Source organism: Bacillus sp. FSL W8-0629 (assembly GCF_038593225.1).
Lineage (GTDB): Bacteria > Bacillota > Bacilli > Bacillales > Bacillaceae > Bacillus > Bacillus altitudinis.
In genome coordinates this window covers 301410-326800 of the sequence record NZ_CP151975.1, presented here as the reverse complement: position 1 = coordinate 326800, position 25391 = coordinate 301410, and the positions used below count along the sequence as shown (strand labels likewise).

Here is a 25391-nt window from a genome sequence, read left to right as displayed (position 1 = left end):
ATTGATTAAAAATGAGGAGCTAAAATCTCTTTTAACACATTCACACTGTGTGCGAATTTTTCTTTTTCTGTGTCGTTCAGTGCGAGCTCCATCACTTCTGTTGCACCATTTCGGTTCACAAGGGCAGGTACACCAATGTAGACATCTTCTGCTCCGTATTCTCCATCTAAATAAGTGCTGACAGTCAAAATGCTGTTTTCATTGTGTAAAATGGCTCTAGTAATACGGGCTAAACTCATCGCTACGCCGTAATAAGTCGCGCCTTTTTTCTCAATGATTTGGTAAGCAGCATGACGGACATTTTCCATGATGTCGTCTAAATCTTCTTGTTTGTATTGGTCATTTCTCTTCATTAATTCTGTGATCGGTACACTTCCGATATTCGCATGGCTCCAAACAGCAAGCTCTGTATCCCCATGCTCTCCAATGATGTACGCATGCACATTGTGCGCCGCTGCTTCAAAGTACTCACTAAGCATGTATCTGAATCTTGCCGTATCAAGCGTTGTTCCACTGCCAATCACTCGTTCTTTTGGCAGTCCGCTGAATTTCCAAGTCGCATATGTCAAAATATCAACTGGGTTCGTAGCAACTAAGAAAATACCATCGAATCCGCTTTTCATCACATTGTCTACAATGCCTTTAAATATATTTAAATTCTTCTCTACAAGATCAAGTCTCGTTTCACCTGGCTTTTGGTTTGCACCAGCGCAGATACATACAATGTCAGCATCCTGACAATCCTCATAATCTCCATACCAAGTATTCACAGGATGCGGGGCGAATGCTTTCCCGTGGTTTAAATCCATGACATCACCCATTGCTTTGTCTTGATTCAAATCGATGACTACCAATTCATCTGTGATTGCTTGATTTATTAATGTAAAGGCATAACTGCTGCCGACAAAACCTGCTCCAATAAGTGCTACTTTGTTTACTTTTTCGTTTGTCATTTATCTCATCCTCCTGAGTAAAACTAAGTTGTTTTTCTTATGTGAAGTATTTCACATTCTTATTGTGCAATACTTCACAAACTTTTGCAAGGGGATTGCTCAAAAAAATAATGTAGCCATTTTGTGAACACTCTTATTGTGGTTTTAAACCGCTGTCCCCATACATTTTCTCATAAGAAAAAAGCCGCCAAACACTCTTTGGCAGCTTCTTTCTTATTTAATAAGGTCCCCAATTGATCATGACACCGATACAAATAAAGACAAGGCCGATGACGAACCAAATGAGCGCAAGCGGTACCATAAAACGCAGCCATTTCACGTAAGGAATCCCACTTGCAGCCAAGACAGCCATCAACACACCTGAAGTCGGATTCACGCAGTTGACCACCCCTTCACCGAGCATCACTGCTTCTACCGCTACTTGTCTCGTGATACCCATTAAATCAGCAAGCGGCGCAAGAATCGGTATAAAAACAACCGCTTCTCCTGATCCTGATGAAATCAAAAAGTGAAGGAGCGCACTGGCGATATACATGCCGATCGCACCAGCGATTGGACTAAACCCTGTCAGCATACTCGCAAGCCCATTCACCACAGTATCAAGCAGCTTGCCGTTTTCCAAAATGACTGAAATGCAGCGTGCCATGCCGACAATGAGTGCGCCGTATACAAGGCTTTGACAGCCGACAATAAACGTTTTTGCAATATCATTGGCAGCTAATCCCCCAAGCAGGCCAGCAGCAATTGCCATGAAAATGAACACACCAGCCATTTCCTTATCGGTCCAGCCGAGCTGAAGCGCACCATATAAAAAACCCCCAAGCGACAAACCGCACACCGCTAAAATCAGCTTATGTCTACCGGTGAATTCAGGCTTGTCCACAGATTCCGCATCAGCTCCTCCTAGCCCTTTAGCTGGAAACCACTCGTCACCAAGCAGGCTTCCCTTTTCTTTATTTTTCAAGCGTTTTGTATATAAATAGATGTACACAATACTAGATAGGAGAAAACAAAGATAAATGATGACACGCAGCCCAATACCAGAAAAAATCGGCAGTTCTGCAATCGTTTGTGATAAACCTAATGGAGATGGAGACAAAATAGTTGCGTTAAAACCTGCATAACAGCCGATGTAAATAACCGCCGCTCCAGCCACTGCATCCCACTTTAAAGAACGTGCCACAATGATCCCAATAGGAATAAAACCAATGACTGAGTTCACCACAATTCCGGTCGTCCCAAGTACAGAAAACAATCCGCCAACAATACAAATAAACAACAGCTGTTTCGTTTGGAACCGGCTGATGACATTGTGAATCATCCCGTTAATGGCACCTGTCTTTTCCAAAATTGCAATGGTTCCGCCAGTAAAAAGAATCAGAAAAATAATAGAGGATGAACCAACCATCCCTTCTTGAATCGCTGTAAAAAAACCAACCGGACTAACTGGTGATTGATCAATACGGTGATAACTGCCAGGAACAGCTGTTGTGATCTCTCCTGACGTTTTCCGATCAAATTCACCGGCTGGTACAAAATACGTTGCGATCGTACAAATTAAAGCAATCATAAATAAGAGTACATACGCATCCGGCATCTGAAGTTTTCTTTTTTGTTTCTCAGGTGCTGATACTGTTGCTGTTTTCATCTGTCAAAACCCCTTTGTCCCGATCGGAATTTCACTTAATTTTCTGAATAATCAAATGATGTGTTATATTATAAACACTGATGATATTTAAGATCAATATTATTTCACTAAAAGAATGTTTTGGCAGATTATCTGTCAGCAAGGAGGCTTCTCATGACAACTTTGACAAACGAGATGAAACAAACCGTGACAGACATCTTTGAACATCTGCACACCCATCCAGAAATCAGCTGGGAAGAGACAAATACGACAGCTTATATTGAAGCTCTATTAAAGAAATTAGGCTGTAAAACGAGAACATTTGAAGACTGTACAGGGGTAATCGGTGAAATTGGGGAAGGCGCACCAGTGGTTGCTGTGAGAGCCGATATTGACGCACTGTGGCAGGAAGTAGATGGCGTTTTTCAAGCCAACCATTCATGCGGACACGATGCACATATGACGATGGCACTTGGGACATTCATGGCATTGAAAGAAAAAGAACTTCCAAGTGGCACGATCCGATTCATTTTTCAGCCTGCCGAAGAAAGAGGCGGCGGCGCTTTAAAGATGATCGAAAAAGGTGTGTTAGCTGACGTCGATTATTTATACGGGGTGCATGTGCGCCCAATTCAAGAAACCTTAAACGGACGCTGCGCTCCTGCCATTTTGCACGGATCAAGTAATCATTACGTCGGAACCATTCTAGGGGAGGAAGCACACGGTGCACGCCCGCACCTTGGGGTCAACGTCATCGAAGTTGCATCTACGCTTGTGCAGAGACTGGCACATATCCATGTCGATCCACGAGTCGCCCATTCTGTGAAAATGACCAATTTAAATGCAGGCGGCGGCAGCTCCAACATCATACCTGGCAAGGCCTCTTTTACACTCGACGTTCGGGCACAGACAAACGAAGTGATGGATGAATTAGAAAAGGAAATTGAAAGAGCATGCCATTCTGTAGCGGATGCTTTTGGCGCCTCTATCACACTTTCAACTGATCATCGTCTTCCAGCTGCGACATTAAATGAAGAAGCTGTGGAGATCATGTCACATGCTATAGAGCAAGTGCTAGGCAAAGAACAGCTCGATCCACCGATCGTGACGACAGGCGGAGAGGACTTTCATTTTTATGCAGCAAAGCTTCCTCATATTAAATCGACGATGCTCGGTTTAGGCTGTGATTTAAAACCTGGGCTTCATCACCCTTATATGACATTCGATCGCTCTGCGATTTTGACCGGCATTGAGATTTTGACGGAAGCTGTATACGAAACACTTCAGCAGCATTCATCGTAAAATAAAAAAACCACCCGTCTTTTCTTTAAGCGGGTGGTCTCCTTTATTTTACGCATTCACATCTGTCATTGCCGGTACATTGATTTCTTTCACACAGGACACCCTGGATAGATGAATGACACATCTCGCCAGCTCGACAATATCTTGTACAGGTATTCTCGTTTCATCATACAGAGCAATGGCTTTGTCGGCGCCATCTTCGTACGGAACTTCTGCCGCCAACTCTCCTGGATTGATACAGGTAACGGATATTTTATCTTTCCTTACGTGCTCTCTTAGTGCGTTCACAATACCACGAAGCCCAAATTTAGAAGCAACAAAAGAAACCTGAGGCAAATTCGTATGGTCAAGTCCCGCAGTAGAACCAATGACGATGATCTTTCCATTCTCAGATGTCCTTACGTGCGGAAGCAGAGCTTGGATGTAGGTAATCGTTGAGGTAACGTTCACATTGATTAAATGAGCGATATCCTCCGGTTGATCATGATCGAAAGAATAATCATCTTCAAAGCCGCGTTTTTCCCATAAACCTACGTTATAAATGAGTACATCAATTGTCTGATCCTTCAATGCTTCGAGCATAAAAGGGATATGGGTTTGGCTTGATAAATCGATCTTCAGCCAAATTCTACGCACCCCATCGTCTATGTTCAAACTACTTGGTTCACTTCGTGACACAATCCATACTGTATCTCCACTTGAAGGAAGACCTTTTACAAAGGCATCCCCTAATCCTTGACTCGCACCAAATATGATATAGTTTTTACTCATGCTTCCTCCTTCATGGCTCAATTACGAGCTTCCATCCATACACCCATTCATCTGTAAACGTTTTATACCTATATCATACAATGTCTTATACATGCCTGCCCCTTTTATGCTCATCTTCACTTTCTAAATGGCCTAGTTTCCTTATTTCCTTTAATTCCGCTGGTAACGCACGCTCTTCTATAAAGCTTTTGATCATGTTGACAAAAAGTTCTTTCTTTTCAAAAGTAAACGTATGTCCAATGTCAGGAACGATGAACCCGGCTGCATTCGGGTGTGCATTCGTGATTTTCTCTGCTGACCTAGTCATAATGCTCTTTTCCTTTTCTCCCACTGTCACAAGAATCCGTGCCTTCGCTTGTTGAAACGTCTCAGGGAGCTTGTAATGAAGATTTTCTTGAAACATCGTAAGCAGCGTCTTCTTCTGCAATTGTTTGGAATCCGCTGCATAATGATCCAGTACATCGTTTGGAAGTTCCATCTTTTCTGCTTGCAGCTGGATGAACCAATCTTTTTTTAATAACGGATATGTAAGAGGTAAAATGGGCCTTACCATCAAATAGAGCCATGGTAATGGCAACACAAGGGCGCTATTGATAATGGCGATGTCTGCGATGTCTGGCTCTCTCGATAATACATCAACGGCTACCTGTGCACCTAGAGAGAAGCCAATTAGAATGACTGTACGACCATGTGCATGCTCCTTTATCCATGAAATGATTTCAAAAGCACTTTCTCGCATGGAAAACGACGTTTCATTTGCTCTTGTCCCGTGACCGATAAAATCAGGGGTATAGCATTCATACGTTTCCTTGAATATTTCCATATGCTCCTGCCACATCCAGCTGCTTACGCCTCCACCGTGCAGGAAAATCATCATTGGTTTTTCCACCATCGACAACTCATCCACCATCCTTATATATAAGAAAAAGCAGTCGCTTTTTGAGCAGACTGCTTTTTCCATATGCTCCCTTCTATTATAAGGGAACTGTTATACAATTGGCTATTTTTTCAAATCTTCGATCGAGTTGACGTTTTTCATATAAGTCGGAACAACGAGACCCATGCGAAGACCCTTCATACTTGTACCGAGGTCATCATATTTTCCTTTAAACTTCGCTGCATACGTTTTATGCGTATTTGGAAGCCATGCAGATAATGATGCATCAGCACTTCCGGTTGCAATTGCTGTCCACATTGGGCCCGCTTCAACCTGAGTCAAGGTCACTTTAAAACCAAGCTCACGCAATACCTCTGCGGCCACATTGGTACTTGCAATCTCACTATCCCACGCAACGTAGGCAAGATTGATTTTGTCACCGTTTGACTTTTTCACGCCTTTTGTCCATTTCGCTACTTGATCTTTATGCTTTTTCACATATTTAACAGCAGCATCCGTTGGTTTGACGCCATCTTGAATATCAAGCATCACTTCGCCCATATCATCTTGAGACCATTTAAATTGACTGAGCATTTTGGCTGCTTCCGGCTGATCCTTCGCAAATCCTTTACGTGAAATGGTGTGAATTTCTTCTTCCTCACCATATGATTTTTTCGGATCATCTAAATATTTTAAATCGTAGCGGGAAAACATCCAGTGAGGATTCCAGCCAGTGATGATAATCGGTTTTTTACGGTCATACGATTTCTTCAATGTCGCTGTCATCGCTGCACTTGAGGCAGACACAACCGTCCAATCCTCTAAACCGTAGTCCTTTTTCGCTTGATCCGTCAGCGCCATAATACCTGAACCCGGATCAATACCGATAATGGTTTTATTCACTTGCTGTGCTGCACTCGCATTTGAGTCCGACTTTGCACCACAAGCGGCTAGTAAAAAGACAAGCAGGGCGGTCATCCCAATGTAGAGAGACTTTTTCCACATTAAGCATTCCCCCTGGTTTTTTTCGTTTTAATGTTCTGTGTAATACGATCCAGTGTAATTGCCACGATAACAATGGCAATACCAGCTTCAAAACCAATCCCTGTTTTCAGCTGTGTTACCGCACTATATACTTCCGAACCAAGTCCTGGTGCACCTACCATTGCCGCAATGACGACCATGGATAGAGCAAGCATGATACTTTGGTTAATACCAGCTAAGATGGTTTTTGTAGCAAGTGGAAGCTGAACTTTGAACAAACGCTGGAATGTCGTTGAACCAAATGCTTCGGTTGCTTCAATTAAATCAGATGGTACTTGTTTAATCCCCAGAATGGTCATACGAATCGTTGGCGGCATAGAGAAAATAACAGATGCCACAACGCCAGGTACTACTCCAATGTTAAAGAAGAAGATTGCTGGTAAAAGATAAACGAATGCAGGCATTGTCTGCATTAAGTCTAAAATAGGTGTGACAATTTTACGCACCGTTTCCTTCTGTGATGCCCAAATACCGATCGGAACCCCGATCACGATAGAAATGACCACAGCTGTCAGAACGAGCGCAAGCGTTTGAAGCATTGGCTGCCAATAGCCTAAATAGTCGATCAGTAAGAATCCAATAAGTGTGAAAAGAGCAACTCCTCTTGTACTGATCCACCAAGCAATGCCGGCAAAGATAAGCGTTAAAATAATAGATGGAATGACGCCAAGTGCAGCTACAATACCATTTACTGTTCCAGCTAATCCATTTGTGATGCCATCAAAGAAACCACCAAAGGTTAATGTTAACCAGTCAACAAATTGATCGATATAATCCGCGAACGGAATTCTAGGTAAATCACTCATACTAAACATCTTATTCTACCTCCTGTGCAGAAGGCTCTTGTGTTTTAATTTCCTCTAGTTTGTTAGAAGACATGTTGATATATTCATCATTTCCTGATAATGCACCAATCAATGCACCTCTGACCACAATACCCTTCATTCTGTTTTTCTCATCTACAACGGCAATTGGAATATTTGCCGCATCAGATACTGCATCAAAGATCTCTGTTAAATACGTTGATTCCAATACTGTCGTAAATTCTTTATCGAGAACAGTTTCTAGCGACGCACCCGTTTCTGCCGCTTTTTTCGCTGCTTGTGCAGAAATAACACCTAATAAATGCTTTTTCTTATCTACTGCATAGATAGACGAAATACCAAGGTTCTTCATGAGCGTGAGCGCAACACGTGCCCCTTTATCAATCTGAACTGTTTCTGCACGTTTCATAATATGACCAGCGGTTAATACTTTAGAAAGGTCTACATCTTCAACGAAACGTTCAACATACTCGTTCGATGGGTTCATCAGAATTTCTTCTGGTGTTCCGATTTGAACGATATTCCCGTCTTTCATGAGGACAATGCGGTCGCCAATACGAAGCGCTTCATCTAAATCATGCGTGATGAAAATAATTGTTTTTCCTACAGACGTATGAAGCTCAAGCAATTCATCCTGCATGTCTTTACGAATTAATGGATCTAGTGCGCTGAACGCTTCATCCATTAACAAAATATCAGGATCATTAGCTAGTGCACGTGCCAATCCAACACGCTGCTGCATACCGCCACTTAATTGATTTGGGTACTGCTCTTCAAAACCTTCAAGTCCAACAAGCTTTAAAGATTCAAGCGCTTTAGAGCGGCGCTGATCCTTCTCTACACCTTGCAATTCAAGCCCGTATTCTGTATTCTCCAGAATGGTACGATGCGGGAACAATGCGAAGTTTTGGAAGACCATGCTGATCTTTTTCCGTCTGACTTCACGCAATTGATCCTTTGACATATTTGTTATCATATCCCCATCAATATAAATTTCGCCGGAGGTTGGTTCGATTAACCTATTCAGCAGCCGCACAAGTGTGGACTTTCCGCTCCCTGATAGCCCCATGATGACAAATATCTCGCCGTCATACACATCAAAATTTGCTCGATTGACACCAACTGTTGCGCCGGTCTCTTTTAGGATTTCTCTTTTTGTCTTCCCTTTTTCAAGCATTTGAGATGCTTTTTTAGCATTTTTACCGAAAATTTTAGATACATTATTTATCTTGATTTTGATCTTTCTCTCTTCAGAATTCATTTTTTCCCTCCAAATTAGCATCTTTATAACCGTAACATAAGCGTTATGATGCGAACAATCTTTAGAATTCGCTTATTTCCGTACAATATGTATGAATTCCATATAGAGGTCTGGTGATTACAGTTTATACGCCGTATTACTCGTAAATCCTATAGAATGCTTCATAAACTACATATTTTACGGGGTATTTTCTCTCACCAGACAATATTTTACTGGAAATTCCTTATTGTGCTAAAAAATAAGTCGAATCCTTGTGGTAGCGGGCTTTTTCTTTCATGGATGAACCATGCCCCTGAACAGGATTTACCCGAAAAAGGTCACATAAAAACCTTTTTTCTCAAATTTTAATCAAATTCATGAAAAAACTGCCTGCAACTTTCGTTACAGACAGCCTGTTTTTTTAGGACTCTAGGGCAGCTCTCTTAATATTATCTTGAAGTTCAAGCATACGTTTTGTTCCGTCCTCACGTAATCGTTTGTTTTCTTCTTCAATCTGCTTCGTCTCTTTCATCCCTTGTACAATCGTATTAAAGGATGATTCGATCGTTTCAATGTCGATGCTTGGACGACCTGATAATTTAGCAATCTCAACACTTTGACTTGAGATATTTTCAGCATTTCGTTTCAGCATTTCATTCGTTCTTCTGTCCAGCTCACTCATGGAATCAGCCACAAGCTTTTGTCTCTTCGCTGTTACCGCTTGAATGATTCCATTTTTAAAAATTGGAATCGTAATGATGAAGGCAGAGTTAATTTTCCCGATTAATTTCGTATTACCACGCTGCAGCAAACGGATTTGTGGTGCCGTTTGAAGTGCCACCATCCGTGCCATATCAAGATCATATACACGCTCTTCAAGCGCTTGAATTCCATTACGAAGCGTATCTAGCTCCATTTGTGCCAGCTGGTTTCCCCCCGCCGCTTTTTCTTCATAAGAAGGAACCAATTGTTTTAATTCTTCGATCTTCATTTGCCCTGCGACGACATACTTTTCAAGCTCCATATAGTATTGAATGTTATGCTCATACATTTCTTCAAGCGTAACCGTCGATTTGGTCATTTCATCTTTGTATTTACTAATTTCCACATTGATTTTTTCAATTTCTGCACCGAGCGTTTGATATTTGCTGAAAATCTTCTCAATCATGCTGCCGCCGCGTTTAAAGATTTTTGATAACAAACCGCCCTTTGGCTCGTCAAAATCATTTTTATCAAAACGATCCATAATTTTTCCAAGCTGTGTAAGCATCGTTCCTGAGTCTGTGACACTTGTTGAACGCATCATAGAGAGGATACGGTCAGAAAACTTAGAGATTTCGACAGCCGGCTGTTTTCCGTATTCAAGCAGTTCAAGCTGATTTTTGGCATCAATCTGTCTCGCAATGTTTTGGACTTCTGGTTCATTGCGCAGCTGAACGCGAATATCGTCTGCCTTTTCAATCGTGATTTCCTCTTTATCAATTGAAATGATGTCATTTCCGTTTGTATTTGTCATAAGCTTTGATCTCCTTATCGGTTTTTAATGGATTGAAATAACTTTCTCACAATGGACGGCTCTTTAAACTCTTGGTTCATGACCATTTCATCAAGCCAATGTGTATCAAATAATTGATCGTCTATATACCGCTCTATACACTGATAGCCGGCGGGATGATACACGAAGAGATCCACACCCATTTCATTTAGGAAAATCAGGGCAGCCGCATCAGAACGAGTCAGCTCACCATTATATTCCGTATGGTATAAAATCACTTTCGGTACAGTCTGGGCATAATCAAAGGTTTGAATGAGTTCAATTACATCTTGGTTCATATGCAAAAGCTGCTTGAATAAATAAATACGCACATCTAATTCGGTCTCATGACCTTCTTTTAACAGCTTCGGATGCTGACAAATTCGAGAAATGGCCTCTGCGATCGCACGCTGGGTGCCCTCATATAAATGCGAGAACTGCCACACATTGCTTTTCATTAACAAATCAGGGTCAACCTCTCCTGCTTTAGAGAGTGCATGCTGATAATGAAATTGATAATTCGAAGACACTTCTTGTGTGAAAGGGAAATGACGGATCGTTTTCGTTTCTTTCCCCTCCATTAGCGTATGGATACGGTCCCAATATTCTCGCTTGTCTCTCGTCACCCCCATCATCTTCGCAAAAAGATTCGGAATCTGTATGGTGTCACGGTCTGCTTTGAAATTCGGGCGGATAAACGACCGTTCCTTTGCAATTAAAAACAGCTCATCATACGTTGTCTTTAGCGTAATAGAATGAGGGGTATGATCTCTGAATTGCCATGGCTTATACAGCATGGAATCTTCTGTGTGAAGTACCTCTTCAAGCTCTCTTGTCGAACGGTACGCCACCGTTGATTTCCTCTCAGGCTTTTCAGTAGGGAACGGTTCAAGCTTTGACGTCCCTGGATACTGATCAATAAAAGTCAGCTTTTCTTCTGGATCTAATTCACGAAATTGATCCTTGCCCTCTGGATGAAACAGCACCACATCACAGCCAATCAGCATGACATAGTAAAGAAAATAAAGCTGACTTTTATTCGCCTCTCCATACCAAATGACAGCTGGCATTTTTTCTTCCATATTGACTTCCTTCAGCCATGGTCCTAGATGATTATTTGAAAACTTCACTACATCTAGCAGCACGCGGCGGAAATCAGGATGCTGGAATCCCCCTTCATGCAACTGCTTGAAATGTTCAAACACCTGGATTAACGAAAGGCGAATATGCCGGTTCATCACTGGGTTTGGATGACGGACAATGAGCTGTTCACCGTCTAAGAAAGCCACAAATCGATTCACGGACAATCCCTTTTCTTCCTGATTGATCATATGAATCCGCTGGAGCGCTTGAAAGTGCTCCGGCTCAATATGCCGGTTGAGGGTTTCACTTAAAATATGCATGCCGTCAGTTTCGTATAATTCATGTAAATAAATAAAATAATCGGTTGCATCATGCGGAGTTCCAAGGACACGGGCGGCGAGACGCGGCAAGGATAAGGTGTGCTCGTCCTTGACGTAGCCGTCTCGTTCAGGGAGCGGCTTTTTCAGCAGGTTTTTCCAGGCTTCCTGTTTCGCCCGTGTCTGGGTTACATTGATTTCTTTATAACTCACGCCGCTCCTTCCTTTCTCCTATATTTTCTCGAAAGCTACTACTATCATATCATTCAGCCTTCTACTTCTGCTATCGAATCGAAGGCTTTTTTGCTGTGTTCATCTTCTTTGCGACAGAAGCGGCGATTTCGTCTGCCGCCGCCATGCCAGAGGCTGTCGTCGGTTCAAGCGATAGATCAACATCTAAGACTTCCCCATGACTCGGAGCGAAGCCTTTATCCGCTTGACGTATGAGATCAGCATCTAACAAGGAGTCGCCCGCACCATATACATATTCAAGGTGTAGCCTTTCTTTTAGAAAAGCAACAGCAGCCCACTTATTGAGCGGCTTTGGAATAAAATACAGCTTTCGGCCCTGAAGAGAAACTTGCCAGCCTCTCTCCTCACCCCACAGCCTTAATTCAGCGAGCGGAATATGAGAAAGAAACTCGTCTTTCATAATTAAATAAAGAAATCTTCCCTCAGCTGTTCGAGTACGTTTCACCCAAGCGGCAACCGGAAGTTCAGAGATCGCCCGCAGCATATCTATCACTGGCATACACTCTTGCAGTCTCTCATCTACAATCGCCTGCCACTCCTCAAGCGGCTTACCGTGATGAAGAATACAGCCGCCGTTTGTCGTGATGGCATACTCTGGTTTAATCTCTTGCTGAAAGAGAGTGATTCGTTCAAATTGTGCTGTCGTTCTTGTCGTCACTGGGATAAACCAGCCTGCTTGATGAATTGCCTGTAAGGATGCTTTCGTTTCAATCGACATGTAGGAAAGCGGCCGGTCGTCCAGCACCTCAATTAATTCGTATGCTCCCTTGTATGCATACTGCTCCAGCATTCGATGTGAGTATATCAGTGTCCGGTCTAAATCACTGGCAAATGCGATATTCTTCATGACGATTGCTCCAATGGGCGGATGAGTCCGCAGCATGTGTAGGACATGTTGGCATATTCAATGACGGGCACGCCTCTGTCCTCTGCGAGTAGTAAAATGTGCTTGAGCTTCTCCCGAGATCCAGGCTGAATGAGTATTTTCCAAGGGACTCTTCTGAGCAGCACACGGGTCGTCTCACCGACACCCGGCTTAATCAAATGTGTATTGTCTATTTTGAACTCCTGACCAATTGCTTCAATGGAGGTCATCCCCCGCCAGTCAGGAGGCGTTCCTTGTGCGAGCAGGGTCTCTGCTTTCTCTTGTACATTTGCCTTAAGTTCAGAAAATGCTTCTTCAATTGTATTCACGTACAGATTAGAGACATCCTCATCAATGAGCTCTTCATAATACTTGGCCCCATGGAAATCATCGGCATGGATCCAGCGGTTGTTTAGCACCGTTCGACTAACTAGACCAGAGACCGTTGAATTCAAGCAGGCACTTGGAATGAGGAAATCCTCTCTCGTTCCGTAAACACTCGTACAATAACCAGGATCAGCAAGCACAGCTAGCTCACTCGAAAGACGAATTCCATATTTCTGTTCAAAATCAAGCACCGCTTTTTGAAGCTCTTTAGAAATAGCACCTTTTCCGGTCCAGCCGTCAATAAAGGCAATCTCAAAACCTGGATGTTCTTTGAGGATATAATGTAGCGCATTTTCATCTATTCCACGGTCACGAATAATAGAGATGCTATAATGCGGCAAATCGAGACCATACGTCTTTCTGATATACCGTTTAATGAGCACCCCGATTGGTGTCCCAGCCCGTGCCAAGCTGCACAGAACGGTTTGAAAACCTCGCTTTTTCACAATTTGTTCTGCGACAACCGATACGGCTTCCGCTACCTTTTGCTTACTTTCTTCAAGAGATTGATAGAATAAGTCCATATAAGATGCCGTCGGCTTATATTCAATTGGCAGCATTTCTGAGTAATGGGCACCGCTCTGAATAGAGCGCTCCCGCTCCTCAGTACTTTTCTCCATCTCAATCGACGATAAATCCTTGAGTAAGAAGGTTACGTCCTGCTCTGGATAGCTTCCCATCTTTGTATACACGTTAGCCATTCACCTTCACCTCATCTGATAAAGTCACAATATGCACATGCTTCACATGCCGCTCAGCAAATAAGTGGATCAGCGGCATCAAAGCTTCTTGAGACACCTTTTTCTCAAAAAACAAAAAGACATCATCGTACTGATCTTTAGGGATATTGTACACGTAGTGCTGAATGCGGGCATCCTCCGGACTCAAAAATGTGAATCCGTTTTGGACAGCGTACCCTTCCTTTTCAACCGGATGAATCGGACTTCTTGTCGTCGAATGAAAAAGGACACCTTCGCCCATATGAGCTGCAAGTCTCATCGGCACATACATCAATTCTCCTGTTCCTAAGCAGAGTGTCTGTTTTCCTTTTCGTTTTCGCTGAAGCTTCAGCCCAGCCTCAACAGCTGCTTGATCAATGGCGTCCGTGTCCGCTGCGCTTAAACCGAAACGACCTGTTTCATGGATATACGGCGAATGCCCCGCCGGATTGACTGCATGGGAAAGTGAATATGGCACTTGCTTAAAGAAGGATTGAAGAGAATGAAAAGAGAGTTCAGGTCTTTTCTCTTGCGCAGCAATTTCATACGAATAAGCAGGCTCATCCAGCGTTGTCCCCCGAAACATCATCTGCCCTTTTAATAAAGATAATGATGTGATATTTACACCTAGCTCCTCTTGAAGCTGAAGCATCGCTTCCTCGTGCTCCTCTGTTCTCCAATCTAAAATGGATAGAATCGTATAAGAGGATCTAGGGTGCTTTGCGTGCAGATCCCGAATGATATTCATATTTGTCCGGCCTGTCGTGACCTCATCATCTACTAGCACAATCGGACGATCCGTCCGAAGTAAGGCGTCGTCTGCGTAGCAAAGCTGATCTGTCGCATGAGAATGTTCCTCTTCAAATACGAGTGAAGGATCAAGATCCAACAGCTGTTCACGTGTCGTATGAATGTAAGATGCTCCTTCTATGACGTCATACACACCATGACCAAGCGCAGTTGCCGTTTCAGCAAAGCCGATCACAATCGGCTCGTTTACCGCCGAAAGCTTCTCTTTTTTGAGCGCAGCATAGGCTTCGGTTAACTTAACATGATCATTCGTTTTTAGTGCTTCTACTATATCGTCTTGATGCGGGGGCGTCTTGCCTGTTTGTTCTTTTGCATAAGCCATTGCCAAAAGACCTGAGACGAGGAGTGGTTTCAACGGGTGAACAGGCATATGTTTCCCGAGCACCTTACTAACAAATAAAAAGGCTCTCTTTTTGTTCACCCGTGCCGCCATGTCAAAAAGATGTTCTTTTTCAAGCTGAAGCGTACCCTCTTTGAGGTTAAGCTCCACCTCCATATGTTCCAAGATGTTCAGCGTATGCGGCTTCTGATTCTGTGAGTATGTCGATATAGCTTCTATTTTCATGAAACACCCCGTAAATGTCTGACTTCATTAAAATGTTTTCCGCCCAGCGATAGTGCGGCTTCGTTTCGTTCATTTTATTAGAGAAGGTACTCTTCATCACGCCGACTGTACCATCTGCATGTTCTAAAATACTTAATGCATCCATGTACTCTTCCTTTGTGACAACGTACATGCTTTGAACTGGCTTGAGATGTGTTGGATGGATGACTGTCTTGCCATGAATACCGTTTACCACATCCAGCTTTGTCTCTTTGAGCAGACCTTGCATATGATCGAGTTCAGATGAGGAAGACTCACCGCTCTTAGAAATTGCACGGATGAATGGATTTTGTTCTTTTCGTGCCGGTCCAAAATGCTCCCATACAGCTCCTGATATCACAAAAGAACGACCAAAATAATTGATGATATCTGTGATCAACTCAGCAATGACTCTGATCTCATAAATGGTGGTCTCGCGATCACGGCGAATGCCGTATAATCCACACAGATCCGTTGCCCCAATGCGAATATTCAAAATATATTCCTCATCATTCAGCATGATCTGCTTTAATTCAGACAACACCTGATATCTCGTTTCTTTTTCTAGTAAATCTGGTGTTTCTAAAATGGGCATTCCGTATAGTGTTTTCTGAGTTTGTGCTGAAGCCTGTTTCAAACTGTCCACATATTCCTTTGCATTGTGAACGGAGCACTTTGGAAACACAAAACCAGTCAGTAAATGAAGAGAGGGACCGAGCAAATCTGCCATTTTGAGCAACTGTTTGGGCGAACGAACCCGAATAAATAAAAGCGGCAAATGCTCAGCCATTTCTGGAGAGTGATGAAATGTCTCAGAAAGGCAGGTCAATTGTGCCACTATATTCTGTTCAGCCATGTCCACTTCCTGATCACCAATGGCGTCCTCCAAGCAAAACACAACAGAGCAAAGCGCTTCATATTTCTGCGAAAGCAGCATGTCTGCTACATCCTGTCTTGTCGCAGGCATATACAAAGTAGCACCTAATGCATGCGCAAGTACATGCCTTGGCGTCAATGAATGAACTGCCGCCGGCCGCTTTAAAAAAATATCGTGCTGCCTCGTCTCTGATAAAAAACGAAAATATCGCATGCAGTGCCACCTCCTGTTGTAATGACTTGATGATTCAAAAAAGGATGGAGCCGCTAGTCAACTCCATTCCTTTTTGATCGTCCTATTCTTCTTTTGAAGCCGCAGCTTCGTTTGTTACACCTTGATGCTTCTTCTTATTGATTTTATGAACAATAAACGTTCCGATAAACGCTAGGATAATAATCGCAAAGAATGCAAGATGCGGGATTTCAATATGAGCAGCACTTAAGCCCATTTTGATGGCAATAATTCCAATGAGAATAAATGCCGTATTCTCAAGCTCTGGTATACGGTCGATGAGCACAAGGAATAATTGTGCCACTGTACGCATCATGAGAATTCCAAGCATTCCACCTAAAAGAAGAATCCATACTTCCTCAGATACAGCGAATGCAGCAAGAATACTGTCTACCGAGAAGGCAAGGTCCATAATTTCTACAGAAATAACAGTTGCCCAGAAGACGCCAAATACACGAATCATCCAGCCTTCTTTTTTCAATTCCTTCGCTTCGTCATCTCCGTCACCTAACCAGAAGTGCTTAATGACCAGCCAAGCTAAGTATGCAGCGCCTAGTACCTTAATCCACCAAAACTTAATAAGCAGCATCCCTACGCCAATAAATAGAAAACGGAAGAAATAAGCGCCAATTAATCCGTAGGTTAATGCCTTTTTACGCTGCTTTTCAGGTAAATGTTTCACCATAACAGCTAATACAAGTGCGTTATCCGCTGACAACAAACCTTCAAGCACGACAAGGGTCCCAATAAGCCCCCAAGAGACAGGGTTTGTTAATACCTCTGCCCACATATGCCAATCAAAAAACGAGGCATACGTGTCCAACATATGTTTCAAAATGTCCAACTGGTTTTCCTCCTATAAGTGTAGAAGCATCAGCAGGCTTTCGCCTGCTGTTATTCTTGATCGCTGTTTCTTTCTCACTTTGGAAAATACCCTCATATGAGTCATTGGCAGCGCCTCTTGAATGAAGTTGTTTCTTCTCTTTACACTTCTAACCCATAATTTTGACAAAGAGCTGCAAGTCCGCCAGAGAATCCGCTTCCGATTGCGTTAAACTTCCAATCGCTGCCGTGTCTATATAGTTCGCATACAACGACAGCTGTTTCAATTGAGAAGTCCTCGCCTAAATCAAAACGAATCAATTCTTCCCCGCCCTCTTCATTTACAACACGAACAAATGCATTAGAGACTTGTCCAAAATTCTGGCTGCGTGCCTCTGCATCATGAATCGTAACTGTAATTCCGATACGATCAATGTTAGCAGGAATTTTCGAGAAATCAACGAGAATTTGCTCGTCATCTCCATCTCCTTCACCCGTACGGTTATCACCGGTGTGAGTGACACTGCCACTTGGATGCTGCAGATTATTATAGAACACAAAGTCTGTATCTTGTTGACAACGATTGTTTGCATCTACTAAGAAAGCCGAAGCGTCCAAATCAAATTCGGCTCCGCCTGAATATTTATTCGTATCCCAGCCAAGTCCGATCATCACTTTTGTCAGCCCTGGGTTGGTTTTCGTTAAATCGACACGTTGTCCTTTTGAAAGCTGAATCGCCATATTCGTATCTCTCCTATCTTCTGAAAATATGAAAACGGGCGTTACCCGATATCTAAGCCGAAGTCTGTTGCAATGCGGGCAAGTCCGCCTTGATAGCCTGATCCAACAGCTGAGAATTTCCACTCTCCGCCATGACGGTATAATTCACCTACAATAATCGCTGTTTCAATTGAAAAGTCTTCTGCCAAATCATAGCGAATGAGCTCTTCATTTGATGCCGCATTTAAAATACGGACGTAAGCGTTAGACACCTGTCCAAAGTTTTGGCTGCGTGCTTCTGCATCATGGATTGTAATGACGAAGGAGATTTTCTCAATACTTGCTGGTACAGTTGAAAGATCAACATTGACCTGCTCGTCATCTCCGTCTCCTTCACCTGTACGGTTATCGCCTGTATGTACGATACTTCCGCCACCGCCAGTTGTTTGATTGTAGAAGACAAAGTCAGATGGAGAGTTTGCTTTCCCTGCTGCATCTAAAAGGAATACGCTTGCGTCTAGATCAAAGTCATGTCCGCCATCATACTTGTTTACATCCCAGCCAAGACCTACGACTACTTTTGTTAAACCTGGATTCGTTTTTGTTAAATCAATTTTTTGACCTTTCGCTAAAGAAATTCCCACTAGGAACCTCTCCCTTCTAATTAAATGTAGTTTCTCGTAATATCGGCAAGCTTCGCATCGTTTGTACCATTTCCTACAGCTACAAACTTCCACTCATTCTCGTGGCGATAAAGCTCTCCAACGATTAATGATGTTTTACCTGCATATTCATCTTTCAAATTATATTTCACTAATTCTTGATTGTTTGAACGGTCAACAATTCGGATGTAAGCATTTTGAATCATACCAAAGTGTTGGTTTCTTCTAAGTGCATCATAAATGTTCACAACGAACACCAATTTATTCACATTGCCTGGCACCTTGCTTAAGTTGACGAGGACTTGTTCATCATCTCCGTCTCCTTCACCTGTTAGGTTGTCACCTGTATGCTCAACACTACCGCATTTGCTTTTCAAGTTACCAAAGTAAATCAAATCTTTATTTTCAACAAACTTATCATTTTTCAGCATCAGCACTGAAGCGTCACAATCAATATCAGCGCCGCCTCCGCCGCCAAACAGCTTTCCAAGAAAACCGCCGCCTTGTGACACAGGATCCCAGCCAAGTCCAACTAGAATATTGGTTAGTCCTGCTTTTCCTTTTGTTAAATCAATACGTTGACCTTTTTCTAATGTAATCGCCAAATCAATCACTCCTCCAGCATAATAAAAATCTATTTATTAAGCGATGGACCCTATTAAAATCATCATACATGAAAATTCGACAAAATTCATGAAATGACATTGGAGCCTCTTACTCTTTTTTCTATTTACTAGTATATACGATCTATGTATAAAAGAGGTTTCAATATGATGATATTTTTTTAAAGAAAGATCCATGACAAAAATGATTCATGTCGTAAAAGAAGTGTTTCATGTGAAACATTGTCGAATGTTCCCGTTACACAGCCTCTCGCTTAAACGAAGGGATCGATGCCGCTTCATATGTTGATATAGAAAATTCATGTACATAGCTGTGATAAACCCTTTCATTTCCTTCCGTTCCTGACTTTCTTTATACTTATGAATAGAATTCAACGTATTGATGAAAGGGTGTTGATGATGCCATCACTTCATATATTAGATCAAGTCGCCATCCCTAAAGGCCAATCCGCACAAGAAACATTGGTTCATACGACAGAGCTGGCCAAGCTTGCGGAAACACTGGGGTATGAGCGATATTGGTTTGCTGAACACCACAGCACGAGAGGACTCGCGAGTACAGCGCCTGAAATATTAATGGCACATATTGCTTCACACACATCGACTTTGCGCACAGGCTCTGGGGGTATTTTACTCCCGCAATACAGCCCTTTTAAAGTAGCAGAAGTCACCCGCCAGCTTGAAGCCCTTTACCCTGGGCGGATTGAGATCGGGGTTGGTAAATCCCCAGGCGGAATTGAACGGACGAGACTTGCTTTGACAGACGGCGTGAAGAAAGAACTATCTCAATTTGACCGCCAGCTGGAGGACCTTCTTTTTTACTTATCTGACAGCCTGCCTTCTGGTCATCGGCATGCAGGAGTGAAAGCGGCTCCGCTCGTTGATTCTTATCCGCCAGTCTGGCTGCTTGGACTCGGGGAAAACAGTGCCATCCAGGCGGCATCACTTGGAATCAACTATATTTTCGGACATTTTATTCATCCTGCACGAGGCCGGCAAGCTTTTGAAGCGTATCGGTCACACTTTTCTCCATCCGTTTTCTCACGTCAGCCTCAGTCTATGTTTGCTGTCTTTGTGATCTGCGCAGACACAGACGAGGAAGCAAGCCGCATTGCCACCAGTACAGATTTATGGCTACTTCGGGTTGAAAAAGGGCTGGACAGTCGCGTTCCTTCTATAGAAGAAGCAGAGAACTATCATTACACTGAGCAAGAAAAGAAAAAATTGTTACAAAACCGCCAGCGAATGATTGTTGGCTCAAAGCAAACAGTGAAAGAACAGCTACAAATCTTAATGGACCGCTATCAAACGGACGAGATCATGATATTAAACAATTCATTTGATCCAATGGAAAAACAGCGTTCCTTTGAACGAATCGCAGAACTATTTTGAAGCCAATCTTTCATTGGCTTCTTTTTTTACATTGTTATAAAAAATGGGAAATGTAACATCGAGATGTCAAAAAGCTTCCTTCTGTCATCTGATCGCAAATGTGTCTTCTAATCGTTAGCGAACTGTAAACGCATGGTAGGTGTACCTTTTATATAGTAGAGGTACATATGAAGTAACGGTTTACAATGCTGAGAAGGAAGGAGATGACTGGCCTTGAATAAGCGACTCGACTGGGTGGATGCGGCTAAAGGAATCGGCATTCTGCTCGTCGTTATGGCACATGTACCCATTCCTGATTCATTCAAGCAATTTATATATTCTTTTCATATGCCTCTCTTCTTTTTACTATCAGGTATGATGTTTCGATCATCCTCACAACCTGCTATGTCATTTATACAGAAAAAAGCAAAAAGCTTGCTCTTACCTTATCTCTATTTCTCCATTATTACGTACGTTTTCTGGTTCACGGTAACCCGATTTTTCGCCTTTAAGGGGCAAACAGATATTGATCCCTTCGTTCCTTTTACAGGGATTTTCATTTCAAATGCCGATGAAGCAAGACTGACGCATAACCCAGCCATCTGGTTTTTAACGACGCTCTTTTTAGTGGAAATGTTGTTTTTCTTGATGCATCGTCTGACAAAAGGAAAACCAGCTGTATTGATTTTACTGACCGTCCTTTGCGGCGGAGCCGGATATGCTTCCACGCTATTGTTAAACCAGAGTCTCCCTTGGAATGCCAACGTTGCGTTAACGGCTGTTGTGTTTTATTCAATCGGATTTTTAGCAAAACAATGGTTTGTGGAATTAAAAACAGATCCTACCCTTCTGTTATGTACAGGTCTGCTTGTACTGACTGCATATATGCAAAGCTTCAATTCACGAATTGATATGCGGGTCAATGACTATGGGGATCTATTCATTTTTTATGCTTGTTCACTGCTCGGTTCAGCTGCTGTTATTTATTTAAGCTTCAAATTGAAAACGTCCACGATATTGACGTATCTCGGACGTCATTCCATTGTGATTCTCGTTCTGCAATTTGCCGGTATCGATATCATGAAGGCATTTGTTTATTACGGACTAGGCATCAATATCTCTGATACAGCGCAGCTTTCTTGGACGCTCTTTTATACGATCGGTACATTGCTGCTCATGGTGCCATGTATCTCTTTCTTGAGCAAGTATCCTATGCTGCTCGGCAAACCAGCAAAGTCAGCACACCGCTACAAAGAAAAAACATCCGCCGGCTAATGGGGCGGATGTTTTTCTATTATTCATCATTTAATTGAGATGGATAAAGTGTCATTCCTCCATCAACAAATAATGTAGTACCTGTAATATAGGCCGCTTCTTTCGATACGAGAAATGCAGCGGCGGATCCAATCTCCTTCGGATCGCCAAACGTTCTCATTGGAATTTTCTCAAGCTGCTTTTGTTTTTTCTGTTCATCTTGAAGGTCGTCATTTGATTCCGTTGCCATTGTACCTGGTGCAATCGCATTGACCCGAATACCCGCTTCGGCATAATCAAGAGCCAGCGTCTTCGTCATCATATTCATTCCTCCTTTAGAAGTAGAGTAATGAACATTGAACGGCCGCGGGATCTCTTGATGGACACTGGATATATTCAAGATTGATCCTTTCACATCATGCTCCATCATATAGGCGATTGCTGCCTTTGCTCCTAAAAATGAGCCTGTGATATTCACATCAATGACCTTTTGCCATTGTTCCAACGTCATTTCATGCGGCATTGCTTCTTCACCATTAAATCCCGAATTATTGACGAACACATCTAGTGCGTTAAAATTCTCCAGCGCAGCATCCATTAACGCCTGAATCCCTTCCTCTTTGGAGACATCTGCGTGTACTTTCACCGCCCTACCTCCATGCTGTTGAATGGCTTGTACTGTTTCTTCAGCCCCCTCTTCATCACCTTTATAATTCACAACCACGTTCATTTGTTCTTGTCCAAATCTCAAGGCGATGGCTTGTCCTATACCTTTAGAAGAACCTGTCACAATGGCTGTTTTCCCTTTTAAATCTTGATACATCTTCATTTCCTCCAATCACGTGCTTCATCTTGTTGATACACAATGGTTACCCATTTTGAAAAAAAGAAAAACACAATCCTCTTGAATACAAAGGATTGTGCTGTTCATCAAGCTAAAAGGTGTTATAAACATTCTCACATGTTTCAGCTGTGGGCTGGTAAAAGCAATGTGACTTATACCTTGCCACAAACGGCTGATTGTACCAAGTGGATGGACAATTTCCAGGCGGTTTGAAATACCAAAGACTGAATTTCGCAGGCCAAAATCGTTCACCATTAATGTTCCTCCGCGCAAGTGTCTTTTCACTTTCTCGTGCTCGCTGATAAAAATAGCCATGCGTGACTGCCTCAAACGCATGCTCCTGATAAATCATTTGTGGAATCGTACGCAGCCCTTTAAAGTCAGAACAGTTGGCACGCAAACGATTGATGCCTACATTTCCTACAAGCAGCATCCCTTGTTTCCCTTCACCTTCCGCTTCGGCTCTCAGCAGTCTGGCCATTAAATCAATATCAGAGCTTGTCGCTCTTACCACTGCCATACATCCACCTCCCATTCATTTCTCTTTTATTTTATGTAGGGTTTCTGTGTAGATGACTGCCATTTTGAAGGGAAAAGACACATTCCGTGTCGAGAGCCTGTCTAAATACCTCAACATTTCGCTGGACAAGTGTCTCTATGTCAACAACACACAAACCTAGTGATCATACACATCACAGGAAAAAATATTCATTACTAACGACTCATTTACAAGTCATAAAAATCCTTCTATTTGCTACATCTTCTTCAAAAACAGTCATTTGAACCTATTCAATAATCCGACTCAAAACCTTAAAATATAAAATGTTGAGTTTTTACAGGAGATTTCAAACAATAAAATACACATTTCTCCTCTCAACATAGTGTCATTTTTACTACTTGAAGTGGATGAACCTTTCGAACGCACTGAGGTATTGACAGTACTTTCGCTTCATTCTACAGTAAAAAACATACAGTATTTTTCTTTTTGTGCAAAAAGAACGATATGAACTAAAGCTTTCCAATGAAATTCACCATAAAACCCGAGGAGGAAAACATCTCATGTTTAAAAAGAAATTATCCCTGTTTCTTCTGATTTTGTGTGTAACTGTTGTCGCTGCTGCTTGTAGTGGTGGAAAAGACAAAACTGCTGCGAAAGAAAGCGATACAAAAAAATCCCTTGATGCAGCTGAAGTAAAAGTAGAAAGTGCTGAGTACACTTTACCACCTCAATACGATACATCTGTTCAGGATGATCAATATGTCCTAAAAGTGAATGTATCTGTAAAAAACATCAGCAAAGAACCATTGAATGTGGATAAAAGCAACTTTACGCTTTACCAAGATGACGCTCAGGTGTCTACCATCTCTCCTGATGACTACAACGAAGTATTATCTTCAAGCTCTCTAAATGCAGGTAAAGTATCAAAAGGTGGTCTTTTCTATGTAGTTGATAAAGAAAAAGACTATCAACTTGTCTACACAGAGCCTGGTACTGGATCGAAAAAAGATGACAAAACACTAGAATTCGATATTAAAGGAAAAGACTTGATGAAAAAGGCAGATACACTTCAAGCGTCTGCAAAAGCCCTTTCATCTTATATTGATGTCATGATCTTTGGTAAGAAAAATGACGATTTCGAAAAACTAACAGGTGATAACAAATCAACTGTCGTAAACGAATTTGATAAATCATTCAAACAAGGCTACATTTCTTCTTCTGGTATTTCATCTAGCTCAGCAAAAGACGAAAACCTTGATAAGCTTCTAAAAGCTGTAAAAGAAACATTAGCTGAAAAATCAAAAGTATCAACGAAAACAAAATCAATCAGCGGTGATAAAGCTGTCGTGACTGTGACACTTACACCAATTGATGCAAGCCCGCTTGTCGATCGTTTAAAAGAAAAAGCAACTGAATTCTACAGCAAAAACCGTACAGCATCTTATGATGATGCACAGAAATATCTACTTTCTATCTATCCAGATGAATTTAAAAAATTAGGACCATCATCTTCTGAAGAAACAGTAGAAGTGAACATGAAGAAAAACGATATCGACCAATGGAAACTTGATTTGAACGACTACAAAACAAGCTCATTGGTTGAAAAGTTCATCAAGAACTAAAGAAAAACCCCCGGTTCCCGGGGGTTTTCTTTAGTCTTTTTTTGATTGATGTCTATATTTGATTCCGACATACAAACAAGTAAGGAAGAAAATGGTGACCCACACCCACAAAACATTCACCATCAATAATGTGGTGGCTACTACGATCAAAATTGTGAGATCTAGTTTTTTTTCTAGTTTTTTATGGGTGAGAACGAAAATGATTAGTAGAAAAGCGATGAAACAGGTGATTCCATAACTGAAAGCTGCGGGCAATTTTCGCACCTCCTTATTACAAGGCGTATACTGACAAAAGGATACAACATACTATGAAGATGAATTCCCCTTTTCAGCATCATATCCTTTTATGATGTCAATCGGATCAACTGCATCATCTTCTTTTATGTATTCCTCTACATAAGGAGTGATTAATTTCTCGAACCTTTGCTCATCGTCTACTAAAGCAATATAAGTTTCATCGCCTTCATAGTCAGATTGGAATAAATGTGCAACAGAACCTAAAGCTCTATCAATTGCATTTCTCAATTCTATCAGCCCTTTTTTATTCCCTAAAATGAAAGCTTCAAAATGATGTGTTTGCTGAGCATATATATTACATAACCCCAAAACATCATCGTCTTCTAATTGATCACTCATATACAAAACCCCTTTTAAGTAAAATGAAGTCAATTTTACACG

General features: G+C 42.0%; 24 protein-coding genes. 4 read left to right on the top strand and 20 right to left on the bottom strand.

The window, feature by feature from the left end; genetic code table 11:
• Nucleotides 1–5 precede the first annotated feature (5 nt).
• Together NSQ17_RS01800 and NSQ17_RS01795 are read right to left on the bottom strand one after the other, a co-directional pair.
• A complete protein-coding gene (locus tag NSQ17_RS01800) occupies nt 6–953 on the bottom strand; it encodes an L-lactate dehydrogenase (RefSeq protein WP_007498309.1) in 948 nt (315 codons plus the stop codon).
• A 217-nt stretch (nt 954–1170) separates the two neighbouring features.
• Nucleotides 1171–2601, bottom strand: coding sequence for a YfcC family protein (locus NSQ17_RS01795; RefSeq protein ID WP_007498311.1), 1431 nt, complete (start codon nt 2599–2601; stop codon nt 1171–1173).
• Nucleotides 2602–2754: 153 nt separating this feature from the next.
• On the opposite strand from NSQ17_RS01795, the gene NSQ17_RS01790 reads away from it, so the two are divergent.
• Complete coding sequence (locus NSQ17_RS01790; protein WP_335350186.1) at nt 2755–3882, top strand: M20 peptidase aminoacylase family protein; 1128 nt, start codon at nt 2755–2757, stop codon at nt 3880–3882.
• Nucleotides 3883–3930: 48 nt separating this feature from the next.
• Here the strand turns inward: NSQ17_RS01790 and NSQ17_RS01785 are convergent, their stop codons facing one another.
• The 15 genes from NSQ17_RS01785 to NSQ17_RS01715 all read right to left on the bottom strand — a co-directional run bounded on the left by NSQ17_RS01785 (nt 3931) and on the right by NSQ17_RS01715 (nt 19105).
• Entirely contained in the window at nt 3931–4653 is a 723-nt protein-coding gene (locus NSQ17_RS01785) for an SDR family oxidoreductase (protein WP_342467782.1), read from the bottom strand.
• 85 nt (nt 4654–4738) lie between these two features.
• Nucleotides 4739–5614 (bottom strand): alpha/beta hydrolase, encoded by an 876-nt coding sequence (locus NSQ17_RS01780; RefSeq protein WP_342467781.1) that lies wholly within the window; start codon nt 5612–5614, stop codon nt 4739–4741.
• A gap of 39 nt (nt 5615–5653) precedes the next feature.
• The gene (locus NSQ17_RS01775; protein ID WP_024718998.1) at nt 5654–6535 is read right to left on the bottom strand and encodes a glycine betaine ABC transporter substrate-binding protein; all 882 of its coding nucleotides are present in this window, start codon (nt 6533–6535) and stop codon (nt 5654–5656) included.
• A complete protein-coding gene (gene opuAB, locus NSQ17_RS01770; protein WP_024718999.1) occupies nt 6535–7380 on the bottom strand; it encodes a glycine/proline betaine ABC transporter permease subunit OpuAB in 846 nt (281 codons plus the stop codon). The genes NSQ17_RS01775 and opuAB overlap by 1 nt, the downstream gene beginning before the upstream one ends.
• 10 nt (nt 7381–7390) lie before the next feature.
• Entirely contained in the window at nt 7391–8659 is a 1269-nt protein-coding gene (gene opuAA, locus NSQ17_RS01765) for a glycine/proline betaine ABC transporter ATP-binding protein OpuAA (RefSeq protein ID WP_135010189.1), read from the bottom strand.
• A 400-nt stretch (nt 8660–9059) separates the two neighbouring features.
• On the bottom strand, nt 9060–10154 hold the full coding sequence (locus NSQ17_RS01760) for a toxic anion resistance protein (protein WP_024719000.1): 1095 nt from the start codon (nt 10152–10154) through the stop codon (nt 9060–9062).
• A 14-nt stretch (nt 10155–10168) separates the two neighbouring features.
• Complete coding sequence (locus tag NSQ17_RS01755; RefSeq protein ID WP_024719001.1) at nt 10169–11785, bottom strand: YceG family protein; 1617 nt, start codon at nt 11783–11785, stop codon at nt 10169–10171.
• 70 nt (nt 11786–11855) lie between these two features.
• On the bottom strand, nt 11856–12671 hold the full coding sequence (locus NSQ17_RS01750; protein ID WP_342467780.1) for an HAD family hydrolase: 816 nt from the start codon (nt 12669–12671) through the stop codon (nt 11856–11858).
• A complete protein-coding gene (locus tag NSQ17_RS01745) occupies nt 12668–13777 on the bottom strand; it encodes a cysteine protease StiP family protein (RefSeq protein WP_335352436.1) in 1110 nt (369 codons plus the stop codon). Before NSQ17_RS01745 ends, NSQ17_RS01750 begins: the two co-directional genes overlap by 4 nt.
• Nucleotides 13770–15101, bottom strand: a complete 1332-nt coding sequence (locus NSQ17_RS01740; protein ID WP_342468077.1) for a phosphoribosyltransferase family protein — start codon at nt 15099–15101, stop codon at nt 13770–13772. The genes NSQ17_RS01745 and NSQ17_RS01740 overlap by 8 nt, the downstream gene beginning before the upstream one ends.
• Nucleotides 15085–16278 (bottom strand): HpcH/HpaI aldolase/citrate lyase family protein, encoded by a 1194-nt coding sequence (locus NSQ17_RS01735; protein WP_342467778.1) that lies wholly within the window; start codon nt 16276–16278, stop codon nt 15085–15087. The genes NSQ17_RS01740 and NSQ17_RS01735 overlap by 17 nt, the downstream gene beginning before the upstream one ends.
• Before the next feature lie 82 nt (nt 16279–16360).
• Entirely contained in the window at nt 16361–17140 is a 780-nt protein-coding gene (locus NSQ17_RS01730; protein ID WP_007498342.1) for a TerC family protein, read from the bottom strand.
• A gap of 140 nt (nt 17141–17280) precedes the next feature.
• Nucleotides 17281–17859, bottom strand: coding sequence for a TerD family protein (locus tag NSQ17_RS01725; RefSeq protein WP_007498343.1), 579 nt, complete (start codon nt 17857–17859; stop codon nt 17281–17283).
• A 41-nt stretch (nt 17860–17900) separates the two neighbouring features.
• Nucleotides 17901–18482, bottom strand: coding sequence for a TerD family protein (locus NSQ17_RS01720; RefSeq protein ID WP_008342133.1), 582 nt, complete (start codon nt 18480–18482; stop codon nt 17901–17903).
• A gap of 20 nt (nt 18483–18502) precedes the next feature.
• Entirely contained in the window at nt 18503–19105 is a 603-nt protein-coding gene (locus NSQ17_RS01715; RefSeq protein WP_008342134.1) for a TerD family protein, read from the bottom strand.
• A 417-nt stretch (nt 19106–19522) separates the two neighbouring features.
• Between NSQ17_RS01715 and NSQ17_RS01710 the strand changes: the two genes are divergently transcribed.
• Both NSQ17_RS01710 and NSQ17_RS01705 read left to right on the top strand, forming a co-directional pair.
• Complete coding sequence (locus NSQ17_RS01710; RefSeq protein ID WP_340940493.1) at nt 19523–20515, top strand: LLM class flavin-dependent oxidoreductase; 993 nt, start codon at nt 19523–19525, stop codon at nt 20513–20515.
• Between the two features lie 213 nt (nt 20516–20728).
• Nucleotides 20729–21769 (top strand): acyltransferase family protein, encoded by a 1041-nt coding sequence (locus NSQ17_RS01705; RefSeq protein WP_216895570.1) that lies wholly within the window; start codon nt 20729–20731, stop codon nt 21767–21769.
• Nucleotides 21770–21788: 19 nt separating this feature from the next.
• Here NSQ17_RS01705 and NSQ17_RS01700 read toward each other — a convergent pair whose 3' ends face one another.
• Together NSQ17_RS01700 and NSQ17_RS01695 are read right to left on the bottom strand one after the other, a co-directional pair.
• Nucleotides 21789–22571: a glucose 1-dehydrogenase gene (locus NSQ17_RS01700; protein ID WP_017366553.1), complete on the bottom strand. Its 783-nt coding sequence runs from the start codon at nt 22569–22571 to the stop codon at nt 21789–21791.
• A gap of 112 nt (nt 22572–22683) precedes the next feature.
• Nucleotides 22684–23112 carry a cell wall hydrolase gene (locus NSQ17_RS01695; RefSeq protein WP_008342138.1) on the bottom strand — a complete coding sequence of 143 codons (429 nt, stop codon included), beginning with the start codon at nt 23110–23112 and terminating at the stop codon, nt 22684–22686.
• Between the two features lie 539 nt (nt 23113–23651).
• On the opposite strand from NSQ17_RS01695, the gene NSQ17_RS01690 reads away from it, so the two are divergent.
• Complete coding sequence (locus NSQ17_RS01690; protein WP_039166404.1) at nt 23652–24713, top strand: DUF4352 domain-containing protein; 1062 nt, start codon at nt 23652–23654, stop codon at nt 24711–24713.
• 306 nt (nt 24714–25019) lie between these two features.
• On the opposite strand, the gene NSQ17_RS01685 is transcribed toward NSQ17_RS01690, so the two are convergent.
• Nucleotides 25020–25349, bottom strand: a complete 330-nt coding sequence (locus NSQ17_RS01685; RefSeq protein ID WP_342467777.1) for a hypothetical protein — start codon at nt 25347–25349, stop codon at nt 25020–25022.
• Nucleotides 25350–25391: the final 42 nt, after the last annotated feature.

Excerpts from the sequence above, each read along its gene's own strand:
- NSQ17_RS01800 (WP_007498309.1), bottom strand. The coding sequence starts at position 953 with ATGACAAACGAAAAAGTAAACAAAGTAGCACTTATTGGAGCAGGTTTT.
- NSQ17_RS01795 (WP_007498311.1), bottom strand. The coding sequence starts at position 2,601 with ATGAAAACAGCAACAGTATCAGCACCTGAGAAACAAAAAAGAAAACTT.
- NSQ17_RS01790 (WP_335350186.1), top strand. The coding sequence starts at position 2,755 with ATGACAACTTTGACAAACGAGATGAAACAAACCGTGACAGACATCTTT.
- NSQ17_RS01785 (WP_342467782.1), bottom strand. The coding sequence starts at position 4,653 with ATGAGTAAAAACTATATCATATTTGGTGCGAGTCAAGGATTAGGGGAT.
- NSQ17_RS01780 (WP_342467781.1), bottom strand. The coding sequence starts at position 5,614 with ATGGAAAAAGCAGTCTGCTCAAAAAGCGACTGCTTTTTCTTATATATA.
- NSQ17_RS01775 (WP_024718998.1), bottom strand. The coding sequence starts at position 6,535 with ATGTGGAAAAAGTCTCTCTACATTGGGATGACCGCCCTGCTTGTCTTT.
- opuAB (WP_024718999.1), bottom strand. The coding sequence starts at position 7,380 with ATGAGTGATTTACCTAGAATTCCGTTCGCGGATTATATCGATCAATTT.
- opuAA (WP_135010189.1), bottom strand. The coding sequence starts at position 8,659 with ATGAATTCTGAAGAGAGAAAGATCAAAATCAAGATAAATAATGTATCT.
- NSQ17_RS01760 (WP_024719000.1), bottom strand. The coding sequence starts at position 10,154 with ATGACAAATACAAACGGAAATGACATCATTTCAATTGATAAAGAGGAA.
- NSQ17_RS01750 (WP_342467780.1), bottom strand. The coding sequence starts at position 12,671 with ATGAAGAATATCGCATTTGCCAGTGATTTAGACCGGACACTGATATAC.
- NSQ17_RS01745 (WP_335352436.1), bottom strand. The coding sequence starts at position 13,777 with ATGGCTAACGTGTATACAAAGATGGGAAGCTATCCAGAGCAGGACGTA.
- NSQ17_RS01740 (WP_342468077.1), bottom strand. The coding sequence starts at position 15,101 with ATGGAGGTGGAGCTTAACCTCAAAGAGGGTACGCTTCAGCTTGAAAAA.
- NSQ17_RS01735 (WP_342467778.1), bottom strand. The coding sequence starts at position 16,278 with ATGCGATATTTTCGTTTTTTATCAGAGACGAGGCAGCACGATATTTTT.
- NSQ17_RS01725 (WP_007498343.1), bottom strand. The coding sequence starts at position 17,859 with ATGGCGATTCAGCTTTCAAAAGGACAACGTGTCGATTTAACGAAAACC.
- NSQ17_RS01710 (WP_340940493.1), top strand. The coding sequence starts at position 19,523 with ATGCCATCACTTCATATATTAGATCAAGTCGCCATCCCTAAAGGCCAA.
- NSQ17_RS01700 (WP_017366553.1), bottom strand. The coding sequence starts at position 22,571 with ATGTATCAAGATTTAAAAGGGAAAACAGCCATTGTGACAGGTTCTTCT.
- NSQ17_RS01695 (WP_008342138.1), bottom strand. The coding sequence starts at position 23,112 with ATGGCAGTGGTAAGAGCGACAAGCTCTGATATTGATTTAATGGCCAGA.
- NSQ17_RS01690 (WP_039166404.1), top strand. The coding sequence starts at position 23,652 with ATGTTTAAAAAGAAATTATCCCTGTTTCTTCTGATTTTGTGTGTAACT.
- NSQ17_RS01685 (WP_342467777.1), bottom strand. The coding sequence starts at position 25,349 with ATGAGTGATCAATTAGAAGACGATGATGTTTTGGGGTTATGTAATATA.